The sequence below is a fragment of the Thalassospira sp. ABL2_045 genome, from assembly GCF_056161285.1.
Map to the genome: position 1 here is coordinate 431,218 of NZ_JBSWYV010000001.1, position 21,111 is coordinate 452,328.

Sequence of the window (21,111 nt, forward strand, 5' to 3'; positions counted from 1 at the left end):
CCAGCAAGCAGGTTTAAACACCCTGCTTGGGGCGTTTGGCTTAGTGGGCGGTCTGGCTGACTGGCCCGTGCGCGGCGCGTTCCAGCGGAACGTGTTTTTCCAAACACGTCCGTTCCCAAACAGGCCACTCGGCCGCGGCCCCGCATTTGGTGATATAGCCGCTGGCGAGGTCGTATTTCTGTGCACGGGTTGCACCATCGACACCGGCCTTGCGGGCAAAATGCTGCGCGGCATAGACAATCAGCAGGCTTTCGGAATTGGCCGTTGGGGCCGATTCCGGTCGATGGTGAAATGCGATGTTTTCAATGATCTGATGGGGAAAGCCCCAGCAAGCACAGATGCAGGCAGACACCGCCGGGTGGGCAAAGCCCATCTCGCTGATTTCGGCGGAAACGATATCGCAGTTATCGGCATCCGCGCGGTGGCGGCTGGCGGCAAGTTGTTCGGGCAGGACATTGGCGATGATGATTTCGCCGATGTGACACAGAAGGGCGGCGGCCCGGATCTGATCAACTGTATCGGGGGCAAGATTGCGCAGGCGCGCGATATTGGCGGCCATCTGCCCCAGGACAAGCGGGCGATGCAGGGCGATATTGATCCGGCTGCCATCAAAATTGCTTGGCTGGCCAAGTTCGCACCACAAGATACACAAGGCCTTGATGGTCTCGATCCCGAGAACTTTCAAAAGTCCGACAAAGTCGGGCTGTGCATCCGCCGGGACAAGCTCTTCACGCTGGGCCAGCTCAGCCGCAAGTGCGGTTAAGGCCGGGTGATCATGGGCGAAGTCATTAAGCTCGGTATGGCTGCTGGGGCCGCTGAACTGCAAGATGGTGTGCAGGCGCCGGAAGGTCGACGGCCACATCAGATCCGCCGGAACGCGAGACAGCAGATCAACCAGCAACGGATCGCGCAAATACCCGTTCAGGATCAAACCGCGTTCGGCGGCATGAATGATGTCATTGTCGCTGCATGGCTTGGTCAGGAAGTGATGTGTGGCGGCAGCACCATTCTGAATGGCGATTTCATCGGCATAGCCCGATAACAGAATGCGCGATGTTTGCGGCGATCGTTTTGCCACGATGCGCAGGAATTCTGCGCCGTCCATCGAAGGCATGCGCATATCGGAAATGACCACGTCGGCGGGGTATTCTTCAAGTCCGATCAGGGCCTGTTCGGCACTTTCGAAAAACCGCAAATTCCAATTTGGTCGCTTTGAAACCATACGGCGACGCAACCCGCGCAGGACATTGGGGTCATCATCGACAAATATGATCGAAGCATTTTGCTGCATTTCTTTGCGCGATACCTACGAGATTGCGGCAGAAAGACTGGCGGCATCACATGGTTTGCTGAGCACAATTGATGCGCCAACAGATTTGGCTTCGGCGTTGACCTTGGCGTCATAAAAGCCGGTCAGCATGATCTTGCGCGTGCCTTCGGCATTCTTGATGTCGCGGCGCTCGATTTCATAAAGCATTTCGATCCCCGACATGCCCGGCATCATATAGTCCATGATGACCACGTCATAGGGGTTCTGTTTGCGACCGGCCTGAGCGAGCATCTGCAAGGCGGTTTCGCCGTTTTCCGCAACGTCGATCTGGGTGGCCCCGGCACTGCGCAAGACACGCCGGACAGAGAAGCGGACCTCGATACTGTCATCGACGAGCAGGAAACGCTTTTCGTTGTTCTGCTTGCCATAGGCGTTGTCGCCTTTGCACCGGCGCAGACCGTCGGCGATTTCGATATCATTCTGACTGCTTCTGGGCGTTGCGACATTCATGACGGGGTACCGGCTTTTTCTGGAGTGGGTAATTCGTTTGCTTGATGTCCATTTTTGCTGTTTTCCGCCCATTTCAATATCCCCATATGGGGACACAGATGAAAAAAACGGGCTGCAAAAAAAATGCAGCCCGTTGAAAACGAAGCGTGAAATGGCGAGATGATCAGAATTCGCGGCCGACTTTGTGATCAATCGAGAATTTGCCGCCACCCTGAATAAGGGTCGCCAAGGCAAGAAGCCCCCACATCAGCGGTGTTTCAAAACCGCCATCAATCCAGAAATAGCCCGCCGGAATATGGGTCAGAACGGCCACGGTCATGAAAACAAGAACCGCAGCAGCCACCGGACGGGTCAGAAGGCCCACGGTCAGCAGCAAGCCGCCAAAGAACTCAAGCAGGCCGATGGCAAGCGCAAACAGCAGGCCCGGCGCAAAGCCGATGCTTTCAAGCCAGCCAGCGGTACCTTCAAGCCCATAGCCGCCAAAGGCGCCAAAAAGCTTCTGCGCCCCATGCGGGACCATAAGAAGGCCGGTCGCCACACGGATGATAACAGGCGAAAGCGGTTTAAGGGCCGACCAAAGATTGCCAAGGGCAGGGATGATCGGGCGGGTTTGTGGGGTATCAAGGGTCGTCATGACAGTTCTCCTGTTCATGGGGCACGCGGGTTTCGCGTTCTATGCCGCCATATCAAATAAAAGGGCTTCGGCACCGTTGGCATTGGCAAAGACGATCTCGTCTTCATCCTTGATCGCCACACCGTCACCGGCTGTAAGGGTTTCGCCGTTCAGCGTCACGGTGCCGCGTGCAACCTGCACCCAGGCAACCCGGCCTTTTGCGATTTTGTGTGTTGCTGTTTCGCCGTCATTGAGATGGGCGACATAAAGATCGACATTCTGATGAATGGTGACCGAGTCTTCGCGACCATCGCGGCTGCCAATCAGGGTCAGGCCGGAACCGGTATCGCGACGTGCGATTTCCTTTTCCTCATAGCCCGGCTCAAGACCGGCGGCCTCGGGGATGATCCAGATTTGCAGGAAATGCACCGGATCGGTTTTCGAATGGTTGTATTCCGAATGGCGAATGCCGGTGCCCGCCGTCATGCGTTGCAGCCGGCCCGGGCGGATGACCGACCCGTTGCCAATGCTGTCTTTGTGTTCAAGGGCACCTTCCAGAACATAGGAAATGATTTCCATGTCCTTGTGGCCATGGGTATCGAACCCGGCACCGGGAATGACCCGGTCTTCGTTAATGACGCGCAGCGGGCCCCAGCCCATACGGTTCGGATCGTAATAATGGCCGAACGAAAAGGTATGGTTGGAATCAAGCCAACCAAACTGGGCGCGACCGCGGGTATCTGCATCTACTTTGATAAGCATGTCTACCTCCACGAGGGTATCTGTTCCGTTGTTGAAAATAGAATACCTTTTTCCCGTAAGGGTACAATTCACCCAATTATCGCCAATGTGTTGCGAAATTCGCAACAATCGGGCTGGGCGCGATGCGGATCGCTGCCCTCGGTCCACCAAGCAAACTCATGGTATTTTGAGCCCTGCTAAGATCCAGATGGTTGCGTGGCGCGTATGACAAACTACGCTCTGAAGTATGCAACGATGGTGACTGGCATGACTGATTTTGAAATGCCGACACTGATGATGGTGTCCCATGGCAACAGTGGTAATGGCGGCGACCCGGCAGGCGATCTTGCCCGCTCAATTGCGCCTGACTGGAATGGCCCGCTTAGCCACGGCTACATGCGAAGCAAACCTGCACTCAGTGATCAGCTTGAGAAGCTCAAGTCCTCCGGTGATGCCGATCGCCTGATTGTTTTCCCGCTGTTCTTTAGCGAAGGCTATTTGGTGTTTGAAGAACTGCCCGCTAAACTGCATCAGGCGGGACTGAGTGACACTGTCATCCTGCCGCCTGCGATCAATCTGCCCGGTTTTGGTGAAATGATTGCCGCGCGTATTCATGCATCCGCGCGCAAGCGGGACTGGGATCTTTCGCAGACATCTGTGTTTCTTGTGCCGCATGGCTTGAAAACATTGACGCAACCCTTGCCGGAAACCGTGCGACTGGCTGATCGCCTGAGCCGGATTTGCGTTGGCGCGGAAATCTGTATTGGCAATATCGAAGGATCGCCGTCGCTTTCTGACTGGCGCGATATCGGATCACACAAACAGGCGATCATCGTGCCGATGCTGGCCGGGGGTGGCACGCATGCGCGCGAAGATCTGCCGGAAATGATTGATGCCAAATCAGGTGAGAGGATCGAGGTCCTGCCGCCCATCGGGCAGTGGGAAGAATTGCCGGGACTTATTCTGGGTGAAGCCGAACGTCATGTTGCGCGCTTTGGCGGCATGGCGGTTCCGCTTGGCCCGACCGGGCAGGATCTGTGGGCGGAGCGGGTTCAGCGATCTGCCTGAATGCTGGTGATCAGCCCAGCACCGGTTTGAAGCGGGTTTCGGCCGATTTCCGCAACAGATAATCCCGAAACAGGCGCGCGGCACTGGTCAGGTTGGCATCGCCTTCATGGGCGATCAGCAATTGGCGCTTGGCCCAGTCATCGGCAATCGGGGCGCCGGCGATATTCATATGGCCAAGATATCCTGCGACCGAGCTTTTGCGCAAAAAGCCGATGCCAAGACCGGCCGCAATCATTTGCCGCAAGGACCCGAAACGCACCACGCGGATATGCGGGTGCATGTCGAGTTTGATTTTGGCTGCGGCTTCGGAAATCAGATCATCAATCACCCCACCTTCAAACAGCGAGATGATGTCGTATTTCGCGGCCTCAGAAAACTTCACCGGTTTTGGATTGTCGGCATTGGGGATCAATGGGTGGCCTTTTGGCGTCACGACCCAGATCGGATCATCACAAAAGACATCATGGGCCAGACTGCCAAGCGGACTGTTATCAGCCAGAATGGCGAGGTCAGCACGGCCTTCGCGAATGGCTTCCGCACTTTCGCGCGAGGTCAGTTCACGGACATCGACCGATATATGGGGGAAATCGCGTTCAAAATCGGCCAGAAAACTGGGCAGGCCGGTCAGGATCGCCGAGGTAACGGCCGCAAGATAGATCTTGCCCTTCTCACCGGCGTTGAAATCACGCAATTCATTGGAAAGATGGTTCAGGTCGCCCAGAAGCTTTTCGCCGTAGCGGGCAAAGATCGCGCCTTCTTCGGTCGGTTCGACCCCGCGGGGCAGGCGGCGCAGGAGTTTGACACCCAGCATGGCTTCAAGTTCGCCGATACGGCGCGAAACGGCCGATGTCGCGATATGTTCGCGCCGGGCGGCTTCATTGATGCTTCCGGCGCGCACGATGGCGACAAACAGCCGGATGGTGACGATGTCAAACTTTTGCATGGAACCGTTGTCGGTGGTTCAACCCGAAGCGTCAAGGGCTTTGCATCTTCAAGCGCGTGCAGATCATTGCAAATTGCAGGGCCGGGGAAATTAACCCTGAACCTGACGCATCGCCTTGTTCCAGTCCGCCGTCAGTTCTGCGTGGTTTTTCGCCTGGGACGCTTTCATGATGACTGCAACACGAAGGGCCTGAACAAAGGCCGTGAACCAGCCGATGCGGACTTCGCGTTCAATGCTGGTGGCGTCTTTATAAGCAATCGTGGTCATGGCTCTGATCCTTGTAGATCGTCTGTGTCTAAGGTGATTTCAGGTATACCCAGACCCTGCTAAAACAACTATTCTCGTTTCACCGCCATCCCGTTCTTGTTTGGAGAACGGTATATTCAATCCATTGATTTTGAATGGTTATTCCATGTTGCGATGCGCAACATAGGCGCGGTATCGAGGCGTTTGACACTGGTTTGACACTGGTTTGACGCTGGTTTGACGGGTGTCTGGGCTGGGTGCTTCTGGCGACTCAACGCGGTTTTCGCGTTGGGCGTCTTTCTGTTATAGCTTGATGAATACGTGATCACAGGGGTGCCCGAAAATGACCGGTTCGAACGATAATCTTGCCTATGAACAGGCCCATGGCAGTGGACTTCAGGATCATCTGGGTTACCGGTTGGTGGAATGGGCTGAGGACCATGCGGTGATCGAACTCGATGTGCAAAACCATCACTGCAACCGGGCCGGTATCCTGCATGGCGGGGTTCTGACCACCCTGATGGATACGGCGTCTGGCTATGCGGTATGTTTCTGCCCTGTGCCGGGCAATGTGCGCAGATCCCTGACCCTGTCGCTGACCACCAATTTCCTTGGCATGGCAAAAGAGGGTGTTGTGCGTGTGGTGGGCCGCAAGCAGGGCGGTGGCCGCACGGTGGTGTTTACCGAGGCAACCGCCTATGACGCGGCAGGTACTGTGATTGGCACATCAACAGGCACGTTCAAATATCACCGTGGCAGTGATGATCCCAATGGCGTGCCGCGCGATGCCTGAATTCTAAGCCAGATCGCCAATGAAAAAGGGACGCAACCGGTTGGCTGCGTCCCTTTGTTTTTCGAATATGCGGTGGTTAGCCCGGCATCTGCCATTTGCCATTGACCAGCCGCGGGATATTCAGCGGGTTGGCATCCTTGATCGGGGCTGGCAGCAACGCATCCGGGAAGGCCTGATAGGAGACCGGACGGACAAAGCGTTTGATGGCAAGCGACCCGACCGAGGTCGAGCGTGAATCCGTACTTGCCGGATAAGGACCGCCGTGCACCATGGAATGGCAGACCTCGACACCGGTCGGCCAGCCATTAATCAGGATGCGACCGGCACATTTTTCAAGCGCCGGACGCAGGGCATTGGCCAGATCGGCATCGCCATCGACCATGTGGATAGTCGCGGTCAGCTGACCGATCAGGGTGGTCGACAGGGCAATCATGTCTTCAACGCAGTCGCATTCGACAATGATGCCGGCCGGGCCAAACATTTCCTCGGCCAGTTCCGGGTTGGCTTTCCAGTCGGCTGCTGTGGTGCGGAAGATCGCCGGGCTGCCTTCGAATTTGCCATCAGAGTCGCGACGTTTCAGTGCGCAATTGACCTTGCCATGTTTGGTCATGGCGTCGGTAACATCGTGATAGGCGCTTGAAACCCGATCGGTCAGCATGGCAGTGCCGCCAATCTGGCCAAGCTCGCTTGCGGCCGTATCGACAAAGGTATCGAGATCCGCACCCTTGAGCGCGATCAGAAGACCCGGATTGGTGCAGAACTGGCCAACACCCATGGTGAGTGACGCAACCCAGCCCTTGGCAATGTCGGCGGCCTTGTCACCCATTGCCTGGGGCAGCAGGAAGACCGGGTTGTTTGAACCGAGCTCACCATAGAACGGGATCGGTTCCGGGCGGGATACGGCAATATCAAACAGGGCACGGCCACCACCGGTCGAGCCGGTAAAGCCAACCGCCTTGATCAGCGGATGCGTCACCAGGGCCTGACCAACCTTGCGTGTACCGCCATGGATCAGGCTGAACACGCCTTTGGGCATGCCGGTTTTTTGAACCGCTGCCTCAATCGCCTTGGCGACTATTTCCGAGGTGCCGGGATGGGCGGCATGGCCCTTGAAGACAACCGGGCAACCGGCCGCAAGTGCTGATGCCGTATCACCGCCGGCGGTCGAAAAGGCCAGCGGGAAGTTTGATGCGCCAAACACACCGACCGGACCAAGCGCCTTGTTCATCACGCGGATGTCGGGTTTCGGCAGGGGCTGACGATCAGGCTGCGCGGTTTCAATGCGGGCTTCAAACCATGACCCTTCTTCGATCCAGTCGGCAAAGAAGCGCAACTGGCCGACAGTCCGGCCGCGCTCGCCGGTCAGGCGTGCAGCAGGCAGGGCAGATTCAAGCGTGCCGATTTCAGTGATTTCATCGCCGCGTGCGTCAATCTCGTCGGCAATGGCGCGCAGGAATTCTGCACGCTTGGCCGGCAGCATGGATGCGAAATCTTCGGCACAGGCCTGGGCTGCGACAACCGCCTGATCAACGATTTCCTCGGTACCATGCTGGAATTTGGTCGGGAGCTTGTCGCCTGTTGCCGGATTGTCAGCCTGAAAGACATCCGGGCCATCCATCCATTCGCCTGCGACATAGTGCTTTCCACTGAACATGTGGGAGTCTCCTGTGGGGTTAAGTCCTGTACCTGACGGGACTGCGCGCATCAATCCGGCCTGACACCACACACCCGAAATGCGGGCGGGATCGGGCCGGGTAGCGCAATCTGATAAACTGAGCGCAGCTTAGATTTTCGCACCGCCGATGTAAACATCATACAATATGATAATAACGTGACCGGGGCCAAAAACCTGTTGGTGCGGACCATAACAAAGGATCGTTGGTGAGTTCGAATATTTTAAACAAAATGGTCAATCAGATTGAAATCGGCAGGTTTTCAAGAGGAAAAGTCGGTGCTGGTGCCGGTAAAGATTGGCAAGGTAGCTGTTGGTACGCGGGAAGGAATAGCCTGAGGCGGCATCACTTCTGTTGTCGCTTCGGCGTGCAGACATGCCAGATCCCGCGAGGCAGAGCGCCTTTACCACGCCGGTGTGCTCAAATGTGAGGAATGCTCACAAAGCCTGTAAAAGGTTGGTTGGTTTGCTTTGGGATGGCTGTCTTCGCCGCGTGCTCAGCTGGCTTCGGAGGTCGGGACGCGGCCAAAGATGCTGGCGAAGTCGGTTTTGGCAGGTTTGGGGCGCTGCAGTTGCAGGCGATCGCGGATGGCATCAAGGTGGCGCGACATTTCGGCAGCCGCGACATCGGGATCACCGCTGAGAAGGGCATTGAGCAGCTGGTCATGTTCGCTGTGGGAGCAATCAACCGGCTGCGGGCTTTCATACATGGCAATGATCAGGGACGTGCGCAGGATCAGGCGTTCGAGGAATTCCTCGATCACGAGATTGCCGCTCAGGCGCGCCAACAACAGATGAAATTCGCCGGACAGGATGATGGCCGCACGATGGTCGCCGCGATGATGGGCGTCATGTTCGCGATCCAAATGCGCTTTGATCTGGGCGGCGCGTTCGTCGGTCATGCTGGTGGCGACCTTGCGGGCAACGCCATCCTCGATCATGCGGCGTGCCGAAAAGACTTCGATGGCTTCGTCGATGGTCGGCTCTGAGACAAAGGCGCCGCGGTTGGGCACCAGATTGATCAGTTTGTCATGGGCGAGCTGCAGGAAAGTGGCGCGAATGCGCGCTCGGCTGACGCCAAAGGTCTTGGCAAGATCTTCCTCTACGAGCTTCATGCCCGGCTCCAGACGGCGATCAAGAATCGCGTCGAGCATTTCGTGATAGATCATTTCCTCCGGGCGCAGCTTTTCGCTGCCTTTATAGCTGCCGGTTGGCTCGGCCTTGGCCATCGTGACGATACTTTCCATCGTTCATGGTTATTGGGTCGTCGTACATTTCTACAAAATTGTTGACGATTTGCACAACAGAAAACTGGCCCTGCATTATCCCGAGTCACGCGAAGATGATTATAATTTTCGCACATGAATTATTTTGACTAATAAAAAGGCATAAAGTGAGCATAAAACGGGCAGACTGGTGCTCTGCACAAACGCTCAGGTTTTGGCTGTTTGGTGAGACTCGCTGAAAAACTGCCAATAAAAACAAGTGGCACGCATCTTGCCTTGGATCGCTGACATGATTGTTAACAATTTTGCATGCAGCGACGGGTGAGCGGATGACGGGTAACGGGGCCATTGAATTGATTGCTGTCAGTAAATTCTATGGCAGCACACAGGCAGTGAAATCGATTGATCTGCAAATTCCGGCAGGGGCGTATTGCTGCTTGATCGGCCCGTCCGGGTGCGGCAAGTCAACCACGCTGCGCATGATCGCCGGTCACGAAGTGATCAGCGAAGGCGATCTTCTGATCGGGGATCGCAATGTGACCGAACTGCCGCCGGTCAAACGTGGCACGGCGATGATGTTTCAGAATTACGCGCTTTTCCCGCACATGACCTGTGCGGAGAACGTCGCCTTTGGCCTCAAGATGCAAGGTGTCTCCCCATCGGATCGTAAAGATCGGGCCAAAGAGATGCTGGCCCGAGTCCATATGGAGCAATTTGCGGATCGCAAGCCCGACCAGCTCTCTGGCGGGCAGCAGCAGCGTATCGCACTTGCGCGTTCCCTGATTACCGAGCCGTCTGTTCTGCTGCTTGATGAGCCGCTTTCAGCCCTTGATCCGTTCCTGCGTGCTCGCATGCGCGATGAATTGCGCCGCCTGCAGCAGGAGCTGGGCATCACGTTTGTCCACGTTACCCACGCCCAGGACGAGGCATTGGCGCTTTCGGACATGGTTGTCGTGATGGAAGACGGGATCATTCGCCAGAAAGGCAGCCCGCATGAAATCTTTAACCAGCCCAAATCGCGCTTCATCGCCAACTTCATGGGCGGTCAGAACATTTTCAAAGGCACGGTTTCGGAAGCGGGTCCTGCAGGCACGTTGCTCGCACGCGGTCCGGACAGTTTCCTTCTGCCCGGTTTTGCCGATGGCAAGGCGGGCGAAGAACTTGAATTCACCATTCGTACCGACCTGATCGGTCTGGACGAAACGCCACCCGAAGACTGCAAGAACGGGCAAATCCCTGTCGAGATCACAACGGTCGAATATCTCGGCCTGTGGGTGCGCATTGTCGCCACCACGGCCGATGGCAAGGAATTAACCCTAATGAAGACCGAAAGCGAATTTCGGCAGGCACCGGTCAGGCGACTGGACAAATTCATCGCCTATTGGAAGCCGGAACATGCACATGTTCTGGCCTGAATGAAATAAACCAACAAGCTATCAGGAGTGCTTCACATGACGATCGAAAAGAAAATTTCGAAGACATCAATCGAGACGGAAAGCGGCGTTTCGCGCCGTGGTTTCGTCAAGGGTGCAGCGGCTGTTACCGGTGCTGCCATCGGTTCGGGTGCTATCACCGGCTTCCCGACCATCTGGGCGCAGAACATCAAGGACGTTACCCTGCGTCAGTTCGGTACCGGCGTTTCGAACATCAACGCCGTTGCGGACAAGGTCAAAGAAGATCTTGGCTTTACGCTTCAGATGACCGCCCTTGATTCCGATGCGGTCGCCCAGCGCGCCGTCACCCAGCCGAACTCGTTTGATATTGCCGATATCGAATACTGGATCTGTAAGAAGGTCTTCCCGGCCGGCACCATGCAGCCGATGGATACCACCAAGCTCAAAAACTATGAGTACATCTCCAAGCTGTTCATTGATGGCAAGCTGACCCCGGATTCCGAAATTGCCCAGGGTACCGCGCCGCATACCGTCGGCTTCGTTGAAGGTGCCGACAGCGTCGAATTCGCATCCGCGCCGACCCAGTGGATGACCCTGATCCCGACCATCTATAATGCTGATACGCTTGGCATTCGCCCGGACCTGATTGATCGTGAAATCACCAGCTGGGCCGATCTGCTTGATCCGGCATTCAAGGGCAAGGCATCGATCCTCAACATTCCGTCGATCGGCATCATGGATGCGGCGATGGTGTGCGAAGCCATGGGCGAAGTGACCTATGGTGATAAAGGCAACATGACCCAGGAAGAAATCGACGCGACCATCGCGGTCATGATTGATGCCAAGAAAGCCGGTCAGTTCCGTGCCTTCTGGAAGAGCTTCGATGAGTCGGTCAACCTGATGGCATCTGGCGAAGTTGTTATTCAGTCCATGTGGTCGCCGGCCGTTGCAGCGGTTCGTTCCAAAGGCATCGCATGTAAGTACCAGCCGCTTAAGGAAGGCTACCGTGCATGGGGTGGCGGCATCGGTCTTGCCAAGCACCTGTCGGGTCTCGAGCTTGAAGCAGCTTACGAATATATCGACTGGTACCTGTCGGGCTGGGTTGGTGCGTATCTTAACCGTCAGGGTTACTACAGCGCTGCACCGGCAACCGCGAAGAAGTTCATGTCCGAAGACGAATGGGGCTTCTGGATGGAAGGCAAAGCCGCCGAAGGCGACATCCTTTCCCCGGATGGCAAGGTCATGGAAAAAGCTGGCGCTGTTCGCGATGGTGGTTCCTACGAAGAGCGTATGGGCTCGGTCGCGTGCTGGAACTCCGTCATGGACGAGAACAAGCACATGGTCCGCAAATGGAACGAATTCATCGCAGCATAATCTGCGACGGATTTTGGGTGGGTGCGGCTTTGGCCGCGCCCGTCACCCCGGCTTGATAATGCCATTTTATTTTCCGGTGCCGGGTTTGTTTATTCGTTTTGACTTTTTGGTTTTCTGGCAGGGTTTCAAGGACAGAGCATGGCTTCTGATACATCAAAAAGATCGTCCTATTTCCTGATCACGCCGATGGCGCTGATCTTTGCGGTATTTCTTGTTATCCCGCTTCTGACCATTGTTGTGGTCAGTTTCTGGGACTATGACGAATACCGCATCCTGCCGGACTTCATTTTCGAGAATTACAATTATCTGCTGGGCTCCTCGGTCACCTGGAGCATCTATCTCAACACTTTGAAATATGCCGCCCTGACCTGGTTCTTTACCCTGATCATCGGGTTTACGGTGGCTTATTTCCTGGCGTTTCATGTGCGCAGTCTGACCTGGCAGATCGTGTTCTTTATGCTATGCACCATCCCGTTCTGGACCTCGAACATCATCCGCATGATTTCGTGGATCCCGTTCCTCGGGCGTAACGGGCTTTTGAACTCTGCCCTGATCAATCTGGGGATTGTCGACCAGCCGCTTGAATTCCTGCTGTTTTCCGACTTCGCAGTCGTTCTGGCAGATGTGCATCTTTATGCGCTGTTCATGGTGGTGCCGATCTTCAATTCCATGATGCGCATTGACCGTTCCTTGGTTGAGGCCGCGCGCGATGCCGGGGCCAGCGGGTTCGAAACCCTTAAATCCGTTATCGTGCCGCTGTCCAAGCCGGGCATTGCCATCGGATCGATCTTTGTCATTACGGTGGTGATGGGCGATTTCATCACGGTGCGTTTGATGAGTGGCGGACAGAGTGCCTCGGTCGGTTTGCAGATTTCCAACGAAATCGGCCTTCTGCAATATCCCGCGGCCGCCGCCAGTGCGGTGGTGCTGTTGATCACGGTGTTGCTGATTGTGACCGCACTTCTTCGTCTTGTTGATATCCGCAAGGAGTTGTGATCATGGCATTATTCACCAAAACCCGTGAACGCCGCCCGACCAGTTTCTATTTCCTTGCGGCATTCTTTGCGTTGTTCGTGCTGTTTCTGTATGGCCCGATGCTGACGATTTTCATTCTGTCGTTCCAGGGCGAGAATGGTGGTCTGACCTTCCCGATGAACGGGTTCTCGTTCCACTGGTTTGGCAATCTGTTTGAACAGCAGGCGGTGGGTGACTTTGGCGGATCGTTTAGCCGGTCGCTTAAGCTTGGCCTGATCGTCATGGTGGTCACAGTTGTTGTGTCCTTTATGGCTGGTCTTGCCTTCCGCAAGCGGTTCCGCGGCGACAGTGTGATTTTCTATCTGGCGATTGCCAGCCTGATCGTGCCGTCGATCCTGATTTCGCTGGGGATTGGTTTGCTGTTCAACATCGTTGAATGGCAGCCGCAATGGTTTACCTCGGCCCTTGGTGCGCATCTGACATGGACCTTCCCGTTCGGGCTTCTGATCATGTTTGCGGTGTTTAACCGGTTTGATCCGTCCTTTGAGGAAGCCGCACGCGATTTGGGTGCCAGCAACTGGCAAACCATTCAATATGTTGTTTTGCCGATGGTGGGCCCAAGCCTGATCGGCGTTGCGATGTTCTCGTTCACCCTGTCTTACGATGAATTTGCCCGCACCCTGATGACGGCCGGCGCGCTTAACACCCTGCCGCTTGAGATCTATGGCATGACGACCAATGTCACCACACCAGTGCTTTATGCGCTGGGGACTGTAACCACCGGGTTCTCCTTCCTGGTGATTGCCTTGGCATTAGGCACGGTTGCGATCATGCGCCGCCGCAAGGGGCAAAAAGCATGAGCCGCATCGCTGTCATCAACCCCAACCTGTCGACCGGCTTTACCAAGAAGATCGGGTTACAGGCCGAAAATATTGTGGGGGCATCCACCAAGGTTCTCGCCCTTAACCCGACATTCGGGCCCGACAGCATCGAAGGCTATTATGACGAGGCCTTCGCCAGTGTCGGGTTGCTGTCGGTCATTCGCGAACTTGAAGCCGCCCCGGAGCAGGAAGCCGATCCCATCGGTGGCTATGTGGTGGCGTGCTTTGATGATACCGGGGTCGATGCCGCGCGGTGTCTGACCGGTGCGCCGGTTCTTGGGCTTTGCGAGGCCGCGATGCGGATGGCCGCTGCCGTGTCATCGCGCTTTGCGATTGTGACCCCGATGCCGGTGTCTGTCCGCCCGCTTGAACATCTGGTGTCGAAATACGGCGCGTCTTCACAGTGTGTGGTTCGGGCGGCTGGTGTAAGGACGCTGGATTTCGAAGGCAGTAACGCCAAGGCGGCTTATGCAGCGCTTAAAAAGCAGGCCGAGTTGTGCCTGTCTGATGATTATGCCGAGGCGATTGTGCTGGGCTGTGCGGGCATGACCGATATTGCCGATCGCTTACAGCAAGAGTTGGGCGTGCCGGTGATTGACGGCGTCAGTGCGGCGGTCAAGATGATCGAGGCGATGGCGTTTCTGGGGCTTCGCACCAGCAAGGCAGGGGCCTATGCCAATCCGCCGCTTAAGGCCTATCACGGGATGTTTGCGGAATTTGCGCCGCAAGGGTGATCGGGGCTGTTGCGGGGCCACCCGCAAAGGCCAGCTTTCCCAGATCAGGTTTGTTTTAGTGCGTGTTCCACCTCGGACAGGTGGCGGCGCATGGCGTTTTCGGCGCGTTTGGGATCGCGCTGCTCGATCGCGTTGATGATGTCGCGATGCTGATTGCTTAATTCTTCAATCAAGGTATCTGAATGGCTGCTTTCGCGCAGGCGGGCCCAGGCGGCCTCGCGGCGAACGGCATTGACGGCCTCGAACACCGCCAGAAACAGTGTGTTTTTAACGGATTCGGCCAAGCGTTGATGAAAGGCCGCATCCCATTTTTCGTACTCGGCCTGCGTGGTCGCGCTGGCGGCCTTTTCGATCATGCCGCGCATGGCATCAATGTCGCCCTGTGAGGCGCGAAGGGCGGCGAACCGGGCCATGGACGGTTCGATTTCCTGACGGACTTCCATGATTTCAAACGGGCTGGTTTTGGTGGCCAACCCTTCGAGCTTCCGCAGACGCGGGGTTGGCGGGGTGCCAACAAAGGTGCCTTGACCCTGACGGCGCCAGATCAAGCCTTCGGATTCAAGCTGATCAAGGGCCTTGCGCAGTGCGCGGCGACCGACATCAAGCTGCTCGGCAAGAGTGCGCTCGGCAATCACGCGCCCGTCCTTGACAAAGGCCCCCTGTGCGAAACCGGTCTTGAGCTTTTCTGCCAGCGTCTGAGTGGCAAATTCAGTCATGGTTGTTGTTCATTTTTAATGACGTTTCTGTTGACGTTTCCGACGTTCCCTCGCGCGAACCAATGCGCACCTATTATTGTAAGCCATTGGTTTATCAAAGAACAAGCCCGCACTATTTCTGTTTGCAACCAGATGCTTGGGCGGTTGTTCAGCTTAGCAGGTCATAGAACATGCGCGCTGACGTGATCGCCAAAAACAGGCCAAAGCACATGCGCAGCGCACGGCGCGGAATGGTGTGCGCGATTCGCGCGCCGATCGGGGCGCAGAGCACCGTCATCGGGATCAGAAGGGCCGCGGCCAAAACGTTTACATATCCCAGCGAAAAGGGCGGACGGCCATCTACGCCGACACCGGACAGGGCATAGCCGATGGTGCCGGGAAGGGCGATGATCAAGCCGATTGCCGCCGAGGTGCCCACCGCACGACGGATGTCGTAACCGAGGAAACTCAAAACCGGCACACAGATCGTGCCGCCGCCAATCCCCATCATCGCCGACAGGCTGCCGGCAATCACGCCAAGCAACGCCCAAACGGATTTTGGCGGGTTCTTGGTCGCGTCGGTTTCGCGGTCTTTCACCAGGATCATGTTGCCGGCAACCAGAAGGGCGACAACCGCAAAGACGATGGTCAGAACCCGACCATCGGCCAGGCCGCCAATGGTGGTGCCAAGGATCACGCCAACAATGATGGCCGGACCCCAATGTTTGAGAAGGGAGGTGTCAACCGATCCCTTTTTATAATGGCTGCGGGTCGATGAAATCGCCGTGGCAATGATTGTGGTCAGCGAGGTGGCAACAGCGACCTGCATGCGCAAGCTTTCATCCACGCCCATGGTGGTCAGAAAATGATACAGCACCGGGACAATCACAATCCCGCCGCCAACACCAAGAAGCCCGGCCATGATCCCGCCAAGGACGCCCGCAAACAGCATGGCGGCACCCCACACGAGATAGAGGCTCATGGCGCTATCCATTTCAAACATTCGAACCAATCCGTACCAATTATGATATCAATTTATAAGTGGTACTATCCATCTTTAGCGGAAATGTGCAACATAATCCTTATTTATAGGCATATATTATTTTGCGCTTGCGAAATTGGTTTGTTGCTGCCAACAATGCGTCGACAAAGAGATTGAACCAAAGTATTAATGGTTCACATATTGCAGGCGACATATCAGGAGGCAAGACACATGTTCCGCAAGATTGCAGTTGCTGCCGGTTTGCTGGCCGCGGCCATCGCAGGTCCGGCACAGGCGCAGGACTATCCAGAAAAACCGATCGAATTCATCGTGCCATGGGGCCCGGGTGGTGGCAGTGACACGCTGATGCGTATCGTTGCCCAGGGGTTGGCTGATGAAACCGGCAAAGCCGTCCCGGTCATCAACATGCCCGGCGTTGGTGGTAATTTGGGTCTGGCTGAATTCGCCAAGCGTTCGGCCGATGGCTATACCGTTTCGCAGATTCACGAAGGTCTTCTGATTTCCAACGGGACGGGTATTACCGACCTGAACTGGGACAGCTTCATGCCGATCGCGCTGGTGACCTCGTCACCTCAGTATCTTACGCTTTCGAAAAACGATAATTTCTCGAACTTTGAGGAAATGGTTGCCTATGCCAAGGAGAACCCGGGTGCCGTGCGTGCCGGTGTGACCCTTGCAGGCGTGCCGCATCTTCATATGGCGATGATTGAAGACGCCTTTGATATTGAGTTCTCCTATGTTGGGTATGAAGGTACCGGTCAGCGTATCCGTGCGCTGGTTGGCGGCAATATCGACGTTGCCATCGGTGACGTTTCCTCGGCTGGTCAGTTTGTTGCGAATGGTGATTTGGTCTTTGCCGCGGTTGGTATGCCCGAGCGCACCGACGAAGCCCCGGACGTTCCGACCTTTGGCGAGCTGGGTCACGATCTTGATCTGGCGGTAACCCGTGGTGTTGTTCTGCCGAAGGGAACGCCGCAGAAAATTGCAGATGTCCTTGAAGCGCATCTCGAAAAGGTCATGCAGCGAGAAGACGTACGTAGCAAGGTCACCAATGTCGGTTCTGCGCCGATGTTCCTTGGCCAGGAAGAATACAAGACCTATCTCGGCAAGTTGTCCGACACGGTCAACCGTCTGGTTGGTAAGCTCGAAGGATGACGGCCCCGAACGGGAAATCAGCAGCAGCGGATGCATCGGCATCCGCTGCTTTGCGTGCAAAAACCGAAGTCGCGCGGCTGATTTCATATATCGTTTTCGGACTTGGATCAGTTTATCTGTCGATCCGGGCGGGTGAATTGCCGACGTCACGGTGGGAGCCGCTGGGCGCAGGATCGTTCCCGAAGCTGGTGTTTGCGGTTCTGGCTGTCTTGTGCCTGATTGCATCTGTGCGTGCGGTTCTTGATATCCGGAAGGCTGGTCATCTTGATGGCCTTCCACATGCATTCGGTCAGTGGGTCCAAGCACGACGCATTTCATTTGCGATGTTTGGCTTGCTGGTTGTCTATCTGCTTGTGCTGCCGGTTGCCGGGTTCTCGTTGGCAACTTTTGTCTTCCTGTTGGTTACCCAGCTTCTGATTGCCGGTATTTCGAAAAAGACCCTCGTACAGTCGATCATCGCCGCCCTGATTTTCTCGGTTGGTTTGAACATCCTGTTTGCCGAGGTCTTTAACGTGTTTCTTCCGCGCGGTGTACTGTTCGCGGCCTAAGTAAAGTTTACGATCATGTTGGACGCATTTATTTCCGGTGCCCATCAGGTGTTCGTCTTTGACACCTTGATCTACATGCTGATCGGTTCAATTGCCGGGATCGTGGCAGCTGCCATTCCGGGCTTTACCGTAACAATGGCGATTATCCTGACATTGCCGCTGACCTTTGCGATGGATCCATTGCAAGGTGTTTCGGTGATGTTGTCGGTTTATGTCGGCGGTTATACCGGCGGGCTGATCAGTGCAGCCCTTCTGGGGATTCCCGGTACACCAAGTTCAGTCGCAACCACGTTTGATGCCTATCCGATGGCGCGCGGTGGAGAACCAGGACGTGCGCTTTCGCTTGGTGTGTGGTCATCGTTCTTCGGGACGGTCATTTCCACCATTGTTCTGATTGTCGCTGCTCCACCGCTGGCGCTTTTGGCGGTCAAACTGGGGCCCTGGGAATATTTCTCTTTGATCGTGTTTGCGCTGACCATTGTCGCAAGCCTTGTGGGCAATTCGCTGATGCGCGGTTTGATTGCCGGGGTGATTGGTTTGGGCCTTGCTACCATCGGCCCGGATCCGATGATGGGACGCCCGCGTCTGACCTTTGACAGTGATCTTTTGATGCCGGGTTTGCCGTTTCTTGTTGTCCTGATCGGTATTTTTGCCATTAGCCAGTTGATGAGCGAGGTTGAGGACCACGGCAAAGGCAAGGGCAGTGATGCGCTTATTCCCGATGTCATCGAATTCAAGACATGGGCTGTCATGCGCGAAGTCCTGATGCGTCCGGTCAATCTTGTGCGTTCTTCGCTGATTGGTGTGTTCATCGGTGCCCTTCCGGGTGCGGGGGGATCAATCGCCAACCTTCTGGCGTATGATCAAGCCAAGCGCAGCTCCAAAAAGCCCGAGGAATTTGGCAAAGGCAACCCGAATGGCGTGATCGCGTCCGAGGCCGGGAACTCTGCCACAGCCGGGGGTGGTCTTATTCCGATGATTGCACTTGGCATTCCGGGATCGGCGGTGGATGCCATCCTGATGGCGGCCCTTATGGTGCATGGCATTTCGGTGGGTCCGCGCCTGATCATGGATAATGCCGATCTGGCCTATGGCATGTTTGTTGCCATGGTTGTCGCGTCGCTGATGATGCTGGTTGTCTGTGTCTTGTCGATGCGCCTGTTCCTGCGCGTGACGGACATTCCCAAACAGTTCATCGTGCCGACCGTGATGATCTGTTGCGTGATCGGGGCGTTTGCGCTCAACAACCGGGTGACCGATCTTTATCTGCTCGGCGCGATTGGCCTTGTCGGCTATGGATTGAAGTCGCTTGATTATCCGCTGGCGCCGTTGGTGCTGGGTGTCATTCTGGGCCCGATTGCCGAGACCAACCTGCGCCGCGCGCTGATGAGCGATGGCGACTGGACGGTCTTCTTTACCCGTCCGATTTCTGCCGTTCTGTTGGCGGCTGCCCTTCTTTCGGTCGTCTTCAGTGTCCGTTCGGTCCTGAAGATGCGTAAAAAAGACCGTCCTGCCACCGATGAACAAGACGGCGATTAGGATTAGGAGACTTCCATGAAACTTCGTCACGACGCGCTTTATGCCTCACGCCGGTCGCCGGTTCTGGCGCGCAATATGGTTTCAACATCCCAGCCGCTTGCCGCCCAGGCCGGTTTGCGCATGTTGCTTTCGGGCGGCAATGCCGCCGATGCGGCACTGGCTTCTGCCATTGCGCTGACTGTGGTTGAGCCGACCGGTAACGGTCTTGGCTCGGACGCCTATGCCATCATCTGGGATGGCAAGGAACTGCATGGCCTGAATGCATCGGGCCGCGCACCGGCCGATTGGACCCCGGAACGCTTCGCCGGGGCGGACACCATGCCACAGCGTGGCTGGGAAGCCGTTACGACACCGGGTGCGGTTTCTGCATGGCGTGAAATTTCCGACAAGTTTGGTAAATTGCCGTTCGAAAAACTGTTCGAGCCTGCCATTGAGTATGCCACCCGTGGCTTTGCCGTATCGCCGATCATTGCGACCCTTTGGGAAAAGGGTGGCGATTTGCTGGGCAAACAGCCGGGCTTTGCCGAGGCGTTCCTGCCCGGTGGTAAGGCCCCGAAGGCCGGCGAGCTGTTTGTTAACAAGGCCGCGGCTGAAAGCCTGATCGACATTGCCGAAACCAAGGGCGAGAGCTTCTATCGCGGCAAGCTGGCCGGCAAGATTGCCGCCTTTGCCAAGGAACATGGTGCAGCACTTTCCGAAGAGGATCTTGGCAATCACAAGGCGGATTGGGTGGGTACGATTTCGCAGGCATTTGGCGATGTGAAGCTGCATGAAATTCCGCCAAACGGGCAGGGCATTTCAGCGCTGATCGCGCTCGGGATCCTGCGCCATACCAACATCACCGATTATGAACCGGATTCGGTCGAGGCGCTTCATCTTGAGATCGAGGCGATGAAACTGGCCTTTGCCGATATGCGCGAATATGTCGCCGATCTCGATTACATGACCGATGTCACGGTCGAGCATCTGCTGTCTGATGATTATCTGAAATCGCGTGCGGCCGTGATTGATGCCAACAAGGCCCAGGATTTCAAGGCCGGTGCGCCCAAACATGGGGGCACTGTCTATGTCAGTGCGGCCGATGAAAACGGCATGATGGTGTCGTTCATTCAGTCGAACTATATGGGCTTTGGCTCTGGCGTTGTGGTGCCGGGCACCTCGATCAGCCTGCAGAACCGTGGTCACGGCTTTAGCCTGAAAGACGGTCACCCCAACCTGGTCAAGGGTGGCAAGCGTCCGTTCCAGACGATCATTCCGGCCTTCCTGATGGGCCTTGATGGTAATCCGGTCATGAGCTTTGGCGTTATGGGCGGTCCGATGCAGGCCCAAGGCCATCTGCAAATGACACTGCGCACCCAGCTTTGGGGGCAGGATCCGCAAACCGCGGCCGATGCACCGCGCTGGCAGGCGCTTTCGGGGCTTAATGTTGCGGTGGAAACCTCGGTCGGGGTGGATGTGATTGAGGCGCTAAAGGCCAAGGGTCATGTGATCAAGGTCGAAACGCCTGACAGCACCAATTTCGGTTTTGGCGGCGCGCAGCTGATTGCCAATACCGATGCCGGCTATGTTGCCGGTTCGGATCCGCGCAAGGATGGTTGTGCGGTCGGATATTGACGGGTTTGCTTTCAGATCGGCATTCGCAGTCATCTGAAACAAGATATGGCCGGCCCACTTTTGTGGACCGGCCATTTTCTTACCGGGTAACAGGGAGCCAGAGAGGAACCCGGATAG

The 21,111-nt window shown here is 56.2% G+C and carries 21 protein-coding genes; 11 read left to right on the forward strand and 10 right to left on the reverse strand.

Going from position 1 to position 21,111, the window contains the following annotated elements; all coding sequences use genetic code 11:
• Nucleotides 1-40: 40 nt before the first annotated feature.
• From ACXAIA_RS02030 to ACXAIA_RS02045, 4 genes are all read right to left on the reverse strand, one after another.
• Complete coding sequence (locus ACXAIA_RS02030) at nucleotides 41-1,291, reverse strand: response regulator (RefSeq protein WP_475347872.1); 1,251 nt, start codon at nucleotides 1,289-1,291, stop codon at nucleotides 41-43.
• Nucleotides 1,292-1,306: 15 nt separating this feature from the next.
• Nucleotides 1,307-1,780, reverse strand: a complete 474-nt coding sequence (locus ACXAIA_RS02035) for a response regulator (RefSeq protein ID WP_475347873.1) — start codon at nucleotides 1,778-1,780, stop codon at nucleotides 1,307-1,309.
• 163 nt (nucleotides 1,781-1,943) lie between these two features.
• The gene (locus ACXAIA_RS02040; RefSeq protein ID WP_475347874.1) at nucleotides 1,944-2,414 is read right to left on the reverse strand and encodes a DoxX family protein; all 471 of its coding nucleotides are present in this window, start codon (nucleotides 2,412-2,414) and stop codon (nucleotides 1,944-1,946) included.
• A 39-nt stretch (nucleotides 2,415-2,453) separates the two neighbouring features.
• Nucleotides 2,454-3,155, reverse strand: a complete 702-nt coding sequence (locus ACXAIA_RS02045; protein ID WP_475347875.1) for a pirin family protein — start codon at nucleotides 3,153-3,155, stop codon at nucleotides 2,454-2,456.
• 246 nt (nucleotides 3,156-3,401) lie between these two features.
• Here ACXAIA_RS02045 and ACXAIA_RS02050 point away from each other — a divergent pair, with 246 nt between their 5' ends.
• Nucleotides 3,402-4,202 (forward strand): CbiX/SirB N-terminal domain-containing protein, encoded by an 801-nt coding sequence (locus ACXAIA_RS02050; protein ID WP_475347876.1) that lies wholly within the window; start codon nucleotides 3,402-3,404, stop codon nucleotides 4,200-4,202.
• 10 nt (nucleotides 4,203-4,212) lie between these two features.
• Here the strand turns inward: ACXAIA_RS02050 and ACXAIA_RS02055 are convergent, their stop codons facing one another.
• Both ACXAIA_RS02055 and ACXAIA_RS02060 read right to left on the reverse strand, forming a co-directional pair.
• The gene (locus ACXAIA_RS02055) at nucleotides 4,213-5,145 is read right to left on the reverse strand and encodes a LysR family transcriptional regulator (RefSeq protein ID WP_475347877.1); all 933 of its coding nucleotides are present in this window, start codon (nucleotides 5,143-5,145) and stop codon (nucleotides 4,213-4,215) included.
• 90 nt (nucleotides 5,146-5,235) lie between these two features.
• Nucleotides 5,236-5,412 carry a hypothetical protein gene (locus tag ACXAIA_RS02060; protein WP_475347878.1) on the reverse strand — a complete coding sequence of 59 codons (177 nt, stop codon included), beginning with the start codon at nucleotides 5,410-5,412 and terminating at the stop codon, nucleotides 5,236-5,238.
• A gap of 322 nt (nucleotides 5,413-5,734) precedes the next feature.
• Here ACXAIA_RS02060 and ACXAIA_RS02065 point away from each other — a divergent pair, with 322 nt between their 5' ends.
• On the forward strand, nucleotides 5,735-6,184 hold the full coding sequence (locus tag ACXAIA_RS02065; protein ID WP_475347879.1) for a PaaI family thioesterase: 450 nt from the start codon (nucleotides 5,735-5,737) through the stop codon (nucleotides 6,182-6,184).
• 76 nt (nucleotides 6,185-6,260) lie between these two features.
• Here the strand turns inward: ACXAIA_RS02065 and ACXAIA_RS02070 are convergent, their stop codons facing one another.
• A complete protein-coding gene (locus tag ACXAIA_RS02070; RefSeq protein ID WP_475347880.1) occupies nucleotides 6,261-7,838 on the reverse strand; it encodes an aldehyde dehydrogenase (NADP(+)) in 1,578 nt (525 codons plus the stop codon).
• 515 nt (nucleotides 7,839-8,353) lie between these two features.
• A complete protein-coding gene (locus ACXAIA_RS02075; RefSeq protein WP_475342935.1) occupies nucleotides 8,354-9,103 on the reverse strand; it encodes a GntR family transcriptional regulator in 750 nt (249 codons plus the stop codon).
• 308 nt (nucleotides 9,104-9,411) lie between these two features.
• Here ACXAIA_RS02075 and ACXAIA_RS02080 point away from each other — a divergent pair, with 308 nt between their 5' ends.
• The 5 genes from ACXAIA_RS02080 to ACXAIA_RS02100 all read left to right on the forward strand — a co-directional run bounded on the left by ACXAIA_RS02080 (nucleotide 9,412) and on the right by ACXAIA_RS02100 (nucleotide 14,440).
• On the forward strand, nucleotides 9,412-10,497 hold the full coding sequence (locus ACXAIA_RS02080; RefSeq protein ID WP_475347881.1) for an ABC transporter ATP-binding protein: 1,086 nt from the start codon (nucleotides 9,412-9,414) through the stop codon (nucleotides 10,495-10,497).
• Between the two features lie 36 nt (nucleotides 10,498-10,533).
• Entirely contained in the window at nucleotides 10,534-11,850 is a 1,317-nt protein-coding gene (locus ACXAIA_RS02085; protein WP_475347882.1) for an ABC transporter substrate-binding protein, read from the forward strand.
• A 138-nt stretch (nucleotides 11,851-11,988) separates the two neighbouring features.
• Nucleotides 11,989-12,846, forward strand: a complete 858-nt coding sequence (locus ACXAIA_RS02090) for an ABC transporter permease (protein ID WP_475342932.1) — start codon at nucleotides 11,989-11,991, stop codon at nucleotides 12,844-12,846.
• A 2-nt stretch (nucleotides 12,847-12,848) separates the two neighbouring features.
• Nucleotides 12,849-13,685 carry an ABC transporter permease gene (locus ACXAIA_RS02095; RefSeq protein WP_475347883.1) on the forward strand — a complete coding sequence of 279 codons (837 nt, stop codon included), beginning with the start codon at nucleotides 12,849-12,851 and terminating at the stop codon, nucleotides 13,683-13,685.
• A complete protein-coding gene (locus ACXAIA_RS02100; protein WP_475347884.1) occupies nucleotides 13,682-14,440 on the forward strand; it encodes an aspartate/glutamate racemase family protein in 759 nt (252 codons plus the stop codon). Before ACXAIA_RS02095 ends, ACXAIA_RS02100 begins: the two co-directional genes overlap by 4 nt.
• Before the next feature lie 44 nt (nucleotides 14,441-14,484).
• Here the strand turns inward: ACXAIA_RS02100 and ACXAIA_RS02105 are convergent, their stop codons facing one another.
• A complete protein-coding gene (locus ACXAIA_RS02105; protein WP_475347885.1) occupies nucleotides 14,485-15,156 on the reverse strand; it encodes a FadR/GntR family transcriptional regulator in 672 nt (223 codons plus the stop codon).
• A gap of 148 nt (nucleotides 15,157-15,304) precedes the next feature.
• On the reverse strand, nucleotides 15,305-16,117 hold the full coding sequence (locus ACXAIA_RS02110) for a sulfite exporter TauE/SafE family protein (RefSeq protein ID WP_475347886.1): 813 nt from the start codon (nucleotides 16,115-16,117) through the stop codon (nucleotides 15,305-15,307).
• A 231-nt stretch (nucleotides 16,118-16,348) separates the two neighbouring features.
• Between ACXAIA_RS02110 and ACXAIA_RS02115 the strand changes: the two genes are divergently transcribed.
• Genes ACXAIA_RS02115 through ACXAIA_RS02130 form a run of 4 tightly spaced genes read left to right on the forward strand, consistent with a single transcriptional unit; the run spans nucleotide 16,349 to nucleotide 20,994 of the window.
• Nucleotides 16,349-17,293 (forward strand): tripartite tricarboxylate transporter substrate binding protein, encoded by a 945-nt coding sequence (locus tag ACXAIA_RS02115; RefSeq protein ID WP_475347887.1) that lies wholly within the window; start codon nucleotides 16,349-16,351, stop codon nucleotides 17,291-17,293.
• Nucleotides 17,290-17,841: a tripartite tricarboxylate transporter TctB family protein gene (locus ACXAIA_RS02120; protein ID WP_475347888.1), complete on the forward strand. Its 552-nt coding sequence runs from the start codon at nucleotides 17,290-17,292 to the stop codon at nucleotides 17,839-17,841. Before ACXAIA_RS02115 ends, ACXAIA_RS02120 begins: the two co-directional genes overlap by 4 nt.
• A 15-nt stretch (nucleotides 17,842-17,856) precedes the next feature.
• Nucleotides 17,857-19,380: a tripartite tricarboxylate transporter permease gene (locus tag ACXAIA_RS02125; RefSeq protein ID WP_475347889.1), complete on the forward strand. Its 1,524-nt coding sequence runs from the start codon at nucleotides 17,857-17,859 to the stop codon at nucleotides 19,378-19,380.
• Nucleotides 19,381-19,395: 15 nt separating this feature from the next.
• A complete protein-coding gene (locus ACXAIA_RS02130; RefSeq protein ID WP_475347890.1) occupies nucleotides 19,396-20,994 on the forward strand; it encodes a gamma-glutamyltransferase family protein in 1,599 nt (532 codons plus the stop codon).
• Nucleotides 20,995-21,111 lie beyond the last annotated feature (117 nt).

What these genes read in the sequence shown, in the direction of transcription:
- ACXAIA_RS02030 (WP_475347872.1), bottom strand. Translation starts at nt 1,291, where the DNA reads ATGCAGCAAAATGCTTCGATCATATTTGTCGATGATGACCCCAATGTC.
- ACXAIA_RS02035 (WP_475347873.1), bottom strand. Translation starts at nt 1,780, where the DNA reads ATGAATGTCGCAACGCCCAGAAGCAGTCAGAATGATATCGAAATCGCC.
- ACXAIA_RS02040 (WP_475347874.1), bottom strand. Translation starts at nt 2,414, where the DNA reads ATGACGACCCTTGATACCCCACAAACCCGCCCGATCATCCCTGCCCTT.
- ACXAIA_RS02045 (WP_475347875.1), bottom strand. Translation starts at nt 3,155, where the DNA reads ATGCTTATCAAAGTAGATGCAGATACCCGCGGTCGCGCCCAGTTTGGT.
- ACXAIA_RS02050 (WP_475347876.1), top strand. Translation starts at nt 3,402, where the DNA reads ATGACTGATTTTGAAATGCCGACACTGATGATGGTGTCCCATGGCAAC.
- ACXAIA_RS02055 (WP_475347877.1), bottom strand. Translation starts at nt 5,145, where the DNA reads ATGCAAAAGTTTGACATCGTCACCATCCGGCTGTTTGTCGCCATCGTG.
- ACXAIA_RS02060 (WP_475347878.1), bottom strand. Translation starts at nt 5,412, where the DNA reads ATGACCACGATTGCTTATAAAGACGCCACCAGCATTGAACGCGAAGTC.
- ACXAIA_RS02065 (WP_475347879.1), top strand. Translation starts at nt 5,735, where the DNA reads ATGACCGGTTCGAACGATAATCTTGCCTATGAACAGGCCCATGGCAGT.
- ACXAIA_RS02070 (WP_475347880.1), bottom strand. Translation starts at nt 7,838, where the DNA reads ATGTTCAGTGGAAAGCACTATGTCGCAGGCGAATGGATGGATGGCCCG.
- ACXAIA_RS02075 (WP_475342935.1), bottom strand. Translation starts at nt 9,103, where the DNA reads ATGGAAAGTATCGTCACGATGGCCAAGGCCGAGCCAACCGGCAGCTAT.
- ACXAIA_RS02080 (WP_475347881.1), top strand. Translation starts at nt 9,412, where the DNA reads ATGACGGGTAACGGGGCCATTGAATTGATTGCTGTCAGTAAATTCTAT.
- ACXAIA_RS02085 (WP_475347882.1), top strand. Translation starts at nt 10,534, where the DNA reads ATGACGATCGAAAAGAAAATTTCGAAGACATCAATCGAGACGGAAAGC.
- ACXAIA_RS02090 (WP_475342932.1), top strand. Translation starts at nt 11,989, where the DNA reads ATGGCTTCTGATACATCAAAAAGATCGTCCTATTTCCTGATCACGCCG.
- ACXAIA_RS02095 (WP_475347883.1), top strand. Translation starts at nt 12,849, where the DNA reads ATGGCATTATTCACCAAAACCCGTGAACGCCGCCCGACCAGTTTCTAT.
- ACXAIA_RS02100 (WP_475347884.1), top strand. Translation starts at nt 13,682, where the DNA reads ATGAGCCGCATCGCTGTCATCAACCCCAACCTGTCGACCGGCTTTACC.
- ACXAIA_RS02105 (WP_475347885.1), bottom strand. Translation starts at nt 15,156, where the DNA reads ATGACTGAATTTGCCACTCAGACGCTGGCAGAAAAGCTCAAGACCGGT.
- ACXAIA_RS02110 (WP_475347886.1), bottom strand. Translation starts at nt 16,117, where the DNA reads ATGAGCCTCTATCTCGTGTGGGGTGCCGCCATGCTGTTTGCGGGCGTC.
- ACXAIA_RS02115 (WP_475347887.1), top strand. Translation starts at nt 16,349, where the DNA reads ATGTTCCGCAAGATTGCAGTTGCTGCCGGTTTGCTGGCCGCGGCCATC.
- ACXAIA_RS02120 (WP_475347888.1), top strand. Translation starts at nt 17,290, where the DNA reads ATGACGGCCCCGAACGGGAAATCAGCAGCAGCGGATGCATCGGCATCC.
- ACXAIA_RS02125 (WP_475347889.1), top strand. Translation starts at nt 17,857, where the DNA reads ATGTTGGACGCATTTATTTCCGGTGCCCATCAGGTGTTCGTCTTTGAC.
- ACXAIA_RS02130 (WP_475347890.1), top strand. Translation starts at nt 19,396, where the DNA reads ATGAAACTTCGTCACGACGCGCTTTATGCCTCACGCCGGTCGCCGGTT.